General features: G+C 69.4%; 11 protein-coding genes and 1 pseudogene. 5 read left to right on the top strand and 7 right to left on the bottom strand.

Annotation, left to right across the window (positions count from 1 at the left end):
• A pseudogene (locus tag AC6LJ9_RS29450) lies at positions 1-370 on the bottom strand (phage tail protein); the annotation flags it as partial.
• A gap of 69 nt (positions 371-439) precedes the next feature.
• Positions 440-2,032 carry a phage tail protein gene (locus AC6LJ9_RS29445; RefSeq protein WP_498150301.1) on the bottom strand — a complete coding sequence of 531 codons (1,593 nt, stop codon included), beginning with the start codon at positions 2,030-2,032 and terminating at the stop codon, positions 440-442.
• Between the two features lie 285 nt (positions 2,033-2,317).
• On the opposite strand from AC6LJ9_RS29445, the gene AC6LJ9_RS29440 reads away from it, so the two are divergent.
• Positions 2,318-3,277 (top strand): hypothetical protein, encoded by a 960-nt coding sequence (locus tag AC6LJ9_RS29440; protein WP_498150300.1) that lies wholly within the window; start codon positions 2,318-2,320, stop codon positions 3,275-3,277.
• Positions 3,278-3,308: 31 nt separating this feature from the next.
• On the opposite strand, the gene AC6LJ9_RS29435 is transcribed toward AC6LJ9_RS29440, so the two are convergent.
• Genes AC6LJ9_RS29435 through AC6LJ9_RS29425 form a run of 3 tightly spaced genes read right to left on the bottom strand, consistent with a single transcriptional unit; the run spans position 3,309 to position 5,984 of the window.
• On the bottom strand, positions 3,309-4,277 hold the full coding sequence (locus tag AC6LJ9_RS29435) for a Bug family tripartite tricarboxylate transporter substrate binding protein (RefSeq protein WP_498150299.1): 969 nt from the start codon (positions 4,275-4,277) through the stop codon (positions 3,309-3,311).
• The gene (locus AC6LJ9_RS29430; protein WP_498150298.1) at positions 4,274-4,810 is read right to left on the bottom strand and encodes a GAF domain-containing protein; all 537 of its coding nucleotides are present in this window, start codon (positions 4,808-4,810) and stop codon (positions 4,274-4,276) included. The genes AC6LJ9_RS29435 and AC6LJ9_RS29430 overlap by 4 nt, the downstream gene beginning before the upstream one ends.
• Positions 4,794-5,984, bottom strand: coding sequence for a M24 family metallopeptidase (locus tag AC6LJ9_RS29425; RefSeq protein WP_498150297.1), 1,191 nt, complete (start codon positions 5,982-5,984; stop codon positions 4,794-4,796). The genes AC6LJ9_RS29430 and AC6LJ9_RS29425 overlap by 17 nt, the downstream gene beginning before the upstream one ends.
• Before the next feature lie 117 nt (positions 5,985-6,101).
• On the opposite strand from AC6LJ9_RS29425, the gene AC6LJ9_RS29420 reads away from it, so the two are divergent.
• Together AC6LJ9_RS29420 and AC6LJ9_RS29415 are read left to right on the top strand one after the other, a co-directional pair.
• Positions 6,102-7,046 (top strand): LysR family transcriptional regulator, encoded by a 945-nt coding sequence (locus AC6LJ9_RS29420; protein WP_498150296.1) that lies wholly within the window; start codon positions 6,102-6,104, stop codon positions 7,044-7,046.
• Positions 7,047-7,078: 32 nt separating this feature from the next.
• Positions 7,079-7,531: a GNAT family N-acetyltransferase gene (locus tag AC6LJ9_RS29415; RefSeq protein ID WP_498150295.1), complete on the top strand. Its 453-nt coding sequence runs from the start codon at positions 7,079-7,081 to the stop codon at positions 7,529-7,531.
• Between the two features lie 17 nt (positions 7,532-7,548).
• Here AC6LJ9_RS29415 and AC6LJ9_RS29410 read toward each other — a convergent pair whose 3' ends face one another.
• A complete protein-coding gene (locus AC6LJ9_RS29410) occupies positions 7,549-8,598 on the bottom strand; it encodes an NADP(H)-dependent aldo-keto reductase (protein ID WP_498150294.1) in 1,050 nt (349 codons plus the stop codon).
• Between the two features lie 210 nt (positions 8,599-8,808).
• Here AC6LJ9_RS29410 and AC6LJ9_RS29405 point away from each other — a divergent pair, with 210 nt between their 5' ends.
• Positions 8,809-9,168, top strand: coding sequence for a translation initiation factor Sui1 (locus AC6LJ9_RS29405; protein WP_498150293.1), 360 nt, complete (start codon positions 8,809-8,811; stop codon positions 9,166-9,168).
• A gap of 51 nt (positions 9,169-9,219) precedes the next feature.
• Positions 9,220-9,585, top strand: a complete 366-nt coding sequence (locus AC6LJ9_RS29400; RefSeq protein WP_212316676.1) for a DOPA 4,5-dioxygenase family protein — start codon at positions 9,220-9,222, stop codon at positions 9,583-9,585.
• Positions 9,586-9,609: 24 nt separating this feature from the next.
• On the opposite strand, the gene AC6LJ9_RS29395 is transcribed toward AC6LJ9_RS29400, so the two are convergent.
• Entirely contained in the window at positions 9,610-10,110 is a 501-nt protein-coding gene (locus AC6LJ9_RS29395; protein WP_212316674.1) for a DUF2199 domain-containing protein, read from the bottom strand.
• Between the last annotated feature and the right edge of the window lie 79 nt (positions 10,111-10,189).

Below are 10,189 nucleotides of genomic sequence, written 5' to 3'. Positions count from 1 at the left end.
CGGCGGACTGCGCCGCCGTTTCCGCCGCCGCATTGGCGGCGACCGCTTTCCTGTCGGCGTCGTCGGCCGCGGCCTGGGCCGCGACGGCCTTGCCGTCGGCCGCCGCCGCAGCGGCCAGGCCAGCGGCTGCCGACTGCGCCGCTGCCACCGCTTTTCCGTCCGCCGTCGCGGCGGCCACGTTAGCGCCAACGGCCTTGTCGTGGGCCGCGTCGGCGCGCAGCTGCGCGCCTGCCGCGACCGTCTCGACCTTGTCGACCGCGGCCTCTACCTTGGCGAAGTTCTCGTTCACCTTGACCATGCCGTCGCGCAGCGGAACGCCGCTGCGGTCATTGGCCTGCTGGCCTACGTTGATGGGTTGGAGTCTTTGCATGATGGTTTTATTTGAAGATGTTGCACAGGTGATGAGGTAGCAGACTGCCACAAGGACCGCGCACGTTCGCTACCCCGCGATCCTGCCCTTGAGCTTCCACACCTTGAGGCGAAAGTGCGCGTTGGCCTGGTTCTGCGACCAGGCGCCAACCCAGGAGCCACCCGCAATGGTCGGATCCGTGGAGGTGCCGTTCTTGCCTGCCCGCACGATGATCTTGTCCGTCACCAGGTTATGGGCGGCCTTGATGCCCCAAGCGAAGTAGGGATCACTGGGCGCACCCGCGCGGTCCATCGCGCAGAACCAGCCGGGTTCGAACCACTGACCGTTCAACTCATGCTCGACCACGACCTGGACCGGGGATCCGGGGAACGGATTGTCTATCGTCTGTGCCGTGTTCTGATTGAGGATCCCCGGCGTCGTCGCCGAACCGCCGGGATAGAGCAGCTTGAAGTCGATGTCGTTCTGGAACGCCGCATCTAGCGTTGCAAGCCGGGAGGCCAGCTGCGCCGCGTCGACACTGCCAGGACGCGACACGGCGCCGAACACCTTGATGATGAAGCAGCCGGAAACGAAAGTTGGATTCGCCTCTACACCACCCTCCATCGCCGTGTATCGAGGGAAGATAGGTGTGACCGTTGTGGTTGTGCCAAGAAAGGAAGATGTTCCCCCAGTTTCCGAACCCAGATACTGCGGGGTTTGAAACGTATGGCCATGAGTCTTGTTCTGGCTGGCCTTGATCCCGCCATTCGCCACGGACAACGCGCCGTCTCCCCGGAGAAAGGCCGCGCCAATCGCGCCTGCAGACTTGCCGTTGTAGTCCGGCACGCGAATGCTGGTTGCCCCATCGCCGAGCGTGTAAGCGCCACGCTTGAGCGGATCCGCCAGCCACTCGGCCTCGGACACGACCGGAACAACGCCATCCGCGACGGCCACCGCCAGATCCGGAAACGTCGCCCGTGACACGAGCTGCCCATCGCCGGGAATCCAGCCCGCCCAGATCGCGCCCCGCTTCGGCGCCCAGGCCACGAAGCCCGTGGGAATCGATTCGATCAGCGGCAGCTGCGCCGCCGGCACCTTGCCGTCGGCGGCCAGCGCCGCGACGCCATTGGGCTGGCCCTTCTGCGCCAGCGGAATGGCATCCTCCACCGCCGGCAGGTTGGCCGCCGGCACCTTGCCCTGCGCATCCAGCGGGGCCACGCCGTCGGGCGCGCCACGCAGGATCACCGGCAGGTAGTCCAACTTCGGCAGGTGGGCGACCGGCACCTTGCCGGCGGCGTCCAACGGCGTCACGCCGTCCGCCGCGCCCTTTTGCGACATGGGTATCGAATCGGGCAGGTGGCCGGCCGGCACCTTGCCCGCCGCGTCCAGCGGCGCCACGCCACCGGCCGCGCCCTTTTGCGACATCGGCACGGAATCGGGCAGGTTGCCGGCGGGCACCTTGCCGTCCGCGTCCAGCGGCGCCACGCCGCCGGGCCGGTTCTTCTGCACGGCAGGCAGCGCCGCGGCGGCGATATCGCGCGCGGAGCCCGCGAGCGCGCTGGTCTGCGCCACGGCGGTCTCCACGGCGTCCATGGCCGTCTGCACCTTGGCGAAGTTCTCGTTGACCTTGGCCATGCCGTCGCGCAGCGGATCGCCGCTGCGGTCATTGGCCTGCTGGCCCACGTTGATGGGTATGAGTCGTTGCATAGGGATCCGTATTCAGGAAAGGAATCACAGGGATGGGGTTCGGAAACGAAAAAAGCCCGCTGCATGGGCAGGCGGGCTTTCGGTGAGGATGGATGCGCGGGACGCGACTTCCCCTCGACGGATCGACTATAGGCGCGCTGCCGCGCCCATACAAGGCTTGTGCGACACGCCAGGGCAAGAGCGCCGCAAGCCTGACCGCCAAGCGGCGCCGAGTCCCCGCGTGCTATGTTTGAACGCCCGCCCCAACAGGAAGGAACTCCATTGCGCACCCTGCTCCGCCATGCCCGCCTGTCCCGTTTCCTGCGTGGCGCCAGCCTGACCGCCGCGCCATTGATGCTCGCCGCCACGGCCCAGGCCGCCGCCGTGTTCGACGCGGGCGGCCTGCGCATCGACGCCGCGCAGCAGAGCCAGCGCGACGTGAACACCGGCCAGAGCCAGACATTCCGCATCACCGCCGCCTCGTTCCAGGGCGAAGCGCTGTGCGGCCCAGGCGGGACGCTCGGACGCTACCTGCATCCCGATGACGCCAGGCTCGCCAAGCGCCCCTATTACTGCCTGAGCCCCGTCCTGCCCGTTGGCCCGGACAGCGTGCTGATGTTCTTCCGCGATTCGAACGAGACCTTTCTCGCCGGCCTGACGGCGCGTGGCGGCCGCCTGCGCGTGGAGCGCCTGCGGCTGTCCGAGGACGAGGCGCGCGACACGGTCGAGACCCGCAAGCTGCTGGATGCGCGCATGCCGGGCTGGAGCCGGGTGCAGACCGACTGGACCGAGACCGCGCTGGTCCGGCACGATTCCCTGCAGGTCGTGCGCCTGGGCGCGGGCATGCTGCTCGACATCGACGGCGACACCGCCTTCCTGATGACGCCGCCCGGCGAGACCGTCGTGCGCCAGGAACCAAACCGGCTGGTGACGGGGCCGGGCGGAGCGAGCTATGTGGAACAGGGTAAGGTGATCACCCGCAAGACGCCGCTGACGTTCCGCGCCGTGCGCTGGCGCGACGGCGCGGAGCTGGCCAGGCTGGAGGTCAAGGATGCCTGCCTCCAGGCGCCGGGGCTGGACCTGGACGGCCGGCCGTCCAGCGGCAGGAACGCGCAGGTGGCCTATGCCGACGTGCCCGCGTGGCGCGCGCGCACGCTGTCCTATGTGCCCGGACGCAATGCGCGCCTGCTGCTGGCGCCGGGTGCGGAACTGCCACGCGCGCCGGGCTGCGCAGCCCGCTGAGGCCGCCCCCGGCGACAGCGGCGCTGACCGGTCAATTCGGCTGCAAGCCGATCTGCAGCACCACCTTGCCCAGCGCGTCCAGGTCCGCCCGCGCCCGTTCGCGCGCCTCCTCGGGCGTGCCCACCACCGGCACCCAGCCCGCATCGGTCAAGCGCTTGCGCGCCGCGGGTTCGCCCAGCCCCGCCACCAGCGCGGCGTTCAGCCGCTGGATGACCGCGTCGGGCGTGCCGCGCGGCGCGGCAAGGCCGAACCAGCCCACGGCCGAGAATCCGGGCAGGCCGGCCTCCTCGGCCGTGGGCACGTCCGGATAGGCGGCCACGCGATACTTGCTGGTGACGAACAGGCCACGGACCTTGCCCGCCTGGATATAGCCGGCCTGCGCGGCGGCGTTGTCGATCATCGAGTCCAGGTGTCCGCCCATCAGGTCGTTGACGGCGGGCGCGCCGCCCTTGTAGGCGATCACGTTCAGATCGATGCCGGCGGCGTTCTGGAACAGCATCTGCGTCAGGTGCGCCTGGGTGCCGATGCCGGCGTTGGCCGAGGTCACGCCGCCGGGCGTGGCGCGGGCCTTGCGGATGAAGCCTTGCAGATCGCGCTCGGGCGCATCGGCGCGGGTGACGAAGACAAAGGGGATCTCGACCAGCGTGGTGATGGGCGCGAGGTCTTCCGTGGGCTTGAAGCGCAGCTTGTAAAGATGCGGGCTCACCGCCATCGCGCCGCTGGCGGTGAAGGCCAGCGTGTAGCCGTCGGGCTGGGCGCGGGACACGTACTCGAGCGCGATGGTGCCGCCCGCGCCGGGCTTGTTCTCGACGATCACCGGCTGGCCCAGCGCCTTCTGCAATACTTCCCCGACCACGCGGCTGAGCGTGTCCGAGGCCGAGCCGGGCGCGTAGGGATAGACGATGGTGATGGGTTTGGACGGATACTGCGCCTCGGCCTGCGCGCCGGCGGGCGACAGCCCGGCCAGCAAAAGCGCGGCCAGCGCTCGCTTGATGTTCATGGTGTTTCCCCTGTGGTCGTATTGTCGTGTGATCGGTCCAGATGGATCTGCTGCAGCAGCGGCACCGCCATCGCGCCGTAGACGCGCAGGACGGGCAGCATGTCCTCGCCATACCAGCCCGCCTCGTGCAGCAGGTTCAGCGAGCCCAGCGTGCGCCCGTTCCAGCGCACCGGCACATTGACGGCCGATTCGCAGCCCAGCGACAGGATCAGCGCGTGGTCGGGAAAGGCGGCGCGGATAGCGTCGGCGTCGGTGCAGAAGCGCGGCTCGCCCGCCTCGATGACGCGGGCATGGAACTCGCCGCCGGGCACGATGGGCTTGGCGCCGCCGGGCGGATAGGCCAGTGGCGCGCTGCTGTAGTGGCGCACGCTCAGGCCGCGCGTCCAGTCCAGCGCCAGCACGGTGAACAGCCTATGGCCCAGGTCCCGCGCCAGCGCCGCGTCCAGCTGCAGCAGGCCGGCCTGCGGCTGTGAGCCGCCGGCCAGCGCCCGCGCCAGGGCCGGCGCGCCCGTCAGTTCAAAGGACCGTGGCATGGTCGAGCGTCTTGGGCGTGGCGGTCAGGGTGCGCGGCTCGCGGCCCACGACCACGGTATCGTCGATGCGGAAGCCGCCGATGCCGTAGACGTACAGGCCGGGCTCCACGGAATACACCTCGTTGTCTTCCAGCGGCCGATGGCAGAACGCCATGTTCTCCGGATACTCGTGATGGATGATGCCGATGGCATGGCCGGTGCGGTGCCGGATGTGGGCGGCGTAGCCCGCGCGCTCGATCACCGCCTGCGCGGCGGCGTCGATGCCGCTGACGGGCTGGCCGCTGACCGCGGCCTCGATGCCTGCCAGGTTGGCGTCGCGCGCCGCCGTCCACAAGGCCGCCTGCTCGGCGCTGGGCCGGCCGCAGAACCAGGTGCGCTCGTTCTCGATGGCCAGCCCGTTCAGGCGCGGGATCAGGATGTTCACCAGCACGTCGCCCTCGCGGATGCGCGCGCCGCAGGACGCGCCGTCGCCATGCGGCGACGCGGACGCCGGGCCGCTCAGTGTCCAGGCCCGGATCACCTCGAACTGCTCGCCCGGAAAGCGCTCGGCGGCTTCCTGCACCCATAGCGCGGCCATCGCGCAATCCAGCTCCTGCACCAGCCTGCCCGGCCGGATGTTCTCGCGGTAGCGTTCCTGCAACCAGTCGGCCAGCGAGCCGATCTCCGCCATCACCGCGAGTTCTTCCTCGTGCTTGCGCCAGCGCAGCGCGCGGCATTCGCGGGTGCAGGGCAACAGGCGCAGGTCGGGCAGTTGCGCGGCCGCGGCGGTCAGCGCCGGGCTGCCACCCTCCACCCCGATGCGCGCCCGCGCCAGGCCGGCCCGCGCCAGGCGCTGCGCCAGCAGCTCGGGCAGCTCCGACGGCAGCGGCAGGCGCTCGACCACGCGCGGATGCTCGGCGTAGAAGCTGACGTCGGTGATCCAGACCTTGCCCTGTTCGCGCGAGAAGCGCATGTGGTTGGTCGAAAGCTCGTTCATCACCAGGAAACCGTCGCCGTCGCGCGGCACCACGGCGTATATGGGCCGCTCCCAGGGCAGCACGTCGGTATGGAAATTGGTGGCGAACTGGAAGAAGTCGGCCGAGGTGAACACCAGCGCGTCCAGGCGTAGCGCGTCCATCAGGTCATTCATCTGCTGGCGGCGGTGCCGCCAGACGGCAGTAGTCAGTCTGGGCATGTCGGATACCGGAAGTGGTGGGGTGCTACGGGTATTCTGGTATCGCCAACCATGGCCGACAAATGAATAATCCTGAGCTTTCCATTAGCGTTTACTCATACTTGACGGAGCCACGGCATGGATTGGAACCTGGACCACATCGCCTGGGCGCGCCGGTTGAAGCTGCGGCACCTGGAGATTTTCCTGACGCTGGCGTCAGCCGGCAGCGTCACCGCCGCGGCCCACCTGATGCACATGACGCAGCCGGCGGTTTCTCACTGGCTGAGCGACATCGAAGACCTGGTCGGCACGCCGCTGTTCCTGCGCAACCGGGGACTGCGCCTGACCGAAGCGGGCGAAGTCCTGGCGCGGCATGCGCGCCGCATGCTGGGCGACCTGCGCCGCACCAGCGAGGAAATCGAGTCCGTGAAATCCGGCATCGCCGGCAGGCTGCACGTGGGCACGGTGCTGTCGGCCTCGCCGGTGCTGCTGCCACGCGCCATCGCGGCCCTGCAGCGCGAGTTCCCCGGCATCTACGTGGAAGTGGTGGAGGGACTGGTGACGCCCCTGATCGAGCGCTTGCAACGCCATGAACTCGACCTGATCGTCGGCCCGCTGGATGTGCGCGGTCATCAGGCCGGACTACGCATGGAACCGCTAATGCGCGACACCTTCAGCATCGTGACGCGGCCCGGCCATCCGCTGGCCCGGCTGCGGCGGCCCGGCTGGAAGGAAGCCGCCGCGCATCCCTGGATCATGCCGCCGGCGGGCACGGTATCGCGCGGCAGGCTGGAAGAGGCCTTCGCCCAGGCCGGCGTGGCCACGCCCTCGCCGCGCATCGAGACCGCCTCGCTGGTGGCGCTGCAGGCGCTGCTGCACGAAACGGGCTATGTGTCGACGCTGGCCAGTTCGGTGGCGCAGCTGTACAAGCGCCTGAAATTGGTCGACATCGTCAGGCTGCCCGAGCCGCTGGCCTTTGGCGCGGTGGGTATGATGTGGAGCGCCGACGCGCCCAGCCGCGTGCTGGCGCAGCTGCAGGACAGCCTGCGCGCCACCGCCGGCACGCAGCAGGCGGCCGGCTGAACCGGCGCCCCCCATTCACGAAGAGAGAGCCCGTGCAGATCGTTTCCGTACGCGACGAACCCGCCATCCGCCTGGATGCCATCCGCTACTTCCAGCGGCAATGGGCCAGCGCGGACACCATGATGATGTACGACGATGCCATCACCCGCTGCATCGGCGCCGAGAACCCCTTGCCGCAATGGTATGTGCTGCGCGACGGCGCGCGCCTCGTCGGCTGCGCCGGCCTCATCACCAACGACTTCATCAGCCGCGGCGAGCTGTATCCGTGGCTGTGCGCGCTGCATGTGGAGGAAGACCTGCGTGGCCGCAACCTGGGCGGCCGCCTGATCCAGCACGCGGCGGACCATGCCCGCGCGCTGGGCTTCAGGTCGCTGCACCTGTGCAGCGACCTGCGCGGCTACTACGAGAAGTTCGGCTTCCAGCCCGACGGCGTCGGCTACCACCCGTGGGGCGAGACGGCCCAGGTGTACAGCCTGAGGCTGTAGCGCTGGGCCGTCCGGCCTCAGGGCGCCGGGTTCGGATGGCGCGCGTGGATCTGCGCGATGCCGTCCAGCGCTTCCTGCGGCAGCGTGACCTCCACGCTGTCGATGTTCTCCTTGAGCTGCGCCAGCGTGGTCGCGCCGATCAGGTTGCTCGTCACGAAGGGCTGCTGGTTGATGAAGGCCAGCGCCAGGTGCGTCGGCGACAGGTCCAGCCGGCGCGCCAGGGCCACGTACTCGGCGGTGGCGGCCTCGGCCTGCGGATTGCTGTAGCGCGTGAAGCGCTCGTAGCGCGTCAGGCGCGCGCCCTCGGGCCGGGCGCCGTCCAGGTACTTGCCGCAGAGCATGCCCATGGCCAGCGGCGAATAGGCCAGCAGGCCCACGTCCTCGTGGCGCGAGAATTCCGACAGGCCGCTCTCGAACACGCGGTTGAGCAGGCTGTAGGCATTCTGGATGGACACGATGCGCGGCAGCCCCTGGTTCTCGGCGTGCTTGAGGAACTGCGCCACGCCCCAGGGCGTTTCGTTGGACACGCCCACATGGCGCACCTTGCCCTCGCGCACGAAGTCCTGCAGCACGGACAGCGTTTCCTCGATGGCCACGGTCTGCTCGCCCTCGGTCCAGGGATAGGCCAGCTTGCCGAAGGTCGCCGTAGTCCGGTCGGGCCAGTGCAGCTGATACAGGTCCAGGTAGTCCGTCTGCAAGCGCTTCAGGCTGGCATCCAGCGCGGCGGTGAGGTTCTTGCGGTCCAGGAAGGTCTTGCCGTCGCGGATGTGGCCGGGACGCTTGGGGTCGCGCACCGGGCCGGCGACCTTGCTCGCCAGCACCACGTCCTGGCGACGTTTGCGGCTGGCCAGCCAGGTGCCGATATAGGTCTCGGTCAGGCCCTGGGTCTGCGCCAGCGGCGGCACGGGGTACATCTCGGCCGTGTCGATCAGGTTGATGCCGCGCGCCAGCGCGTAGTCGAGCTGCTCGTGCGCCTCTGCCTCTGTGTTCTGCTCGCCCCAGGTCATGGTGCCCAGGCCGATCAGGCTGACGTCCAGGCCGCTGCGGCCGAGTTTGCGGTATTTCAAGTTCTGCTCCCTGCGGATGGGTGGGGCCGAGCCTGGGACAGGCACGCGGGTCCCGGAAAGGCGACACCTTACCGCAAGTCGCTTGGCAATCCGCCGACGGGCCGCCGCCCCGTCCAGCCCGCGATCCCCGCCACGGCGCGCGCCAGGCCGGCCAGCGCCCGGGCAAGGCGATACACTGCGTCATCGTCCCGTGCTTCGCGCCATAAGCTCATGAAAAACAAATCCATAGGCGGCCTGGTCTATTCCACCGACGGCGGCCGCATGTGCCCCGCCTGTCGCCGCCCCGTCGCCGACTGCGCCTGCCAGGCCGCCGCGCCGGCCCCCGCCGGCGACGGCGTGGCCCGCATCTGGCGCGAGAGCAAGGGCCGCGGCGGCAAGAGCGTGACGCTGGTGCGCGGCCTGCCGATGGTCGGCCCGGCGCTGGAGCAGCTGGGCAAGCAGCTGCGCACGACCTGCGGCAGCGGCGGCACCGTCAAGGACGGCGTGATCGAGATCCAGGGCGACCACCGCGAACGCGTCGCGCAGGCGCTGGCAAAGCTGGGCCATCGCGCCAAGCTGGCCGGCGGCTGAGACGCGCCCCATTCATCGCCGGCCACGCGGCCGGCCCTGCCAGGCAAGAGCATGAGCACGACTGATATCGACCTCGAACCCGCCGCCGTGAGCGGCTGGCACGCCCACGTGTATTTCGACGCGGCCAGCCGGGACGCGGCCCATGCGTTCCGCGAACGCGTCATCGCGCGCTTCGGCGACAGGATGGAGATGGGCCGCTTCCACGAGAAACTGGTGGGGCCGCACCCGTGCTGGAGCTACCAGATCGCTTTCCCGCCGGCGGAGTTCACCGAGATCATGACCTGGCTGGCGCTGAACCACGGCGCGCTGGACGTGTTCGCGCATCCTAACACCGGCGACTCGCTGCGCGACCACCGCGACTGCGCGGTCTGGCTGGGACGCAGCCATGCGCTCAACCTGCGGGCGCTGGGCGGCTGACCGCCAGCCAGCACGGCGCCGCCGTCAGGCGTGCATATAGGCCGCGTAGATCTGCGCCAGCCGCGCCGCGTCGATGCCCTGGCGCTGCTCCAGCGCCAGCGGATGATCGGTGGCTTCCAGCTCGATATAGGGCCGCACGCCGTCGTCACGCAGATGGACATGGGTTTTCAAGCTGCCTTCCGTTTCCGGATAGACCTTGAAGCTGGCGGACAGCCAGCCGAAGAACGGCCCCAGGTGCGCGCGCCGGGGCTCGTCGTAGCTGTCCAGGTACTGGCCGAAGCTGGCTTCGCTCAGCGACACCCAGACGCCCCAGACGAAGGGCTCGTCCGCCCCATGCACGGGGATCTCGATGCAGCCGCGCACGAAGAAGTACTTGCCGTCGACGACGCAGACGTCGGACGACAGCTCGCAGCGCGCGGCGCGCTCAGGCTCGGGAATCAGGTAGTAGAACAGCGGCGCTTCGGCGTCGAAGGCCGGCATGCCTTCATGCCACTGGCCGCAGGCCTTGCATTCGAAACGGAACATGGAAGTCTGGGCCGGCGGACGCCGGCGCGGCGTGGAAACGCCCTATTGTGCCGCAAGGCGGCGCGGCGGGACGTTCCGC

Source organism: Achromobacter sp. 1011811831 (genome assembly GCF_059760905.1).
The sequence above is the reverse complement of the archived record's forward strand: the minus strand, read 5'-3'. Positions and strand labels throughout refer to the sequence as shown.

What these genes read in the sequence shown, in the direction of transcription:
- AC6LJ9_RS29435 (WP_498150299.1), bottom strand. Translation starts at nt 4,277, where the DNA reads ATGAACATCAAGCGAGCGCTGGCCGCGCTTTTGCTGGCCGGGCTGTCG.
- AC6LJ9_RS29430 (WP_498150298.1), bottom strand. Translation starts at nt 4,810, where the DNA reads ATGCCACGGTCCTTTGAACTGACGGGCGCGCCGGCCCTGGCGCGGGCG.
- AC6LJ9_RS29425 (WP_498150297.1), bottom strand. Translation starts at nt 5,984, where the DNA reads ATGCCCAGACTGACTACTGCCGTCTGGCGGCACCGCCGCCAGCAGATG.
- AC6LJ9_RS29420 (WP_498150296.1), top strand. Translation starts at nt 6,102, where the DNA reads ATGGATTGGAACCTGGACCACATCGCCTGGGCGCGCCGGTTGAAGCTG.
- AC6LJ9_RS29405 (WP_498150293.1), top strand. Translation starts at nt 8,809, where the DNA reads ATGAAAAACAAATCCATAGGCGGCCTGGTCTATTCCACCGACGGCGGC.
- AC6LJ9_RS29400 (WP_212316676.1), top strand. Translation starts at nt 9,220, where the DNA reads ATGAGCACGACTGATATCGACCTCGAACCCGCCGCCGTGAGCGGCTGG.
- AC6LJ9_RS29395 (WP_212316674.1), bottom strand. Translation starts at nt 10,110, where the DNA reads ATGTTCCGTTTCGAATGCAAGGCCTGCGGCCAGTGGCATGAAGGCATG.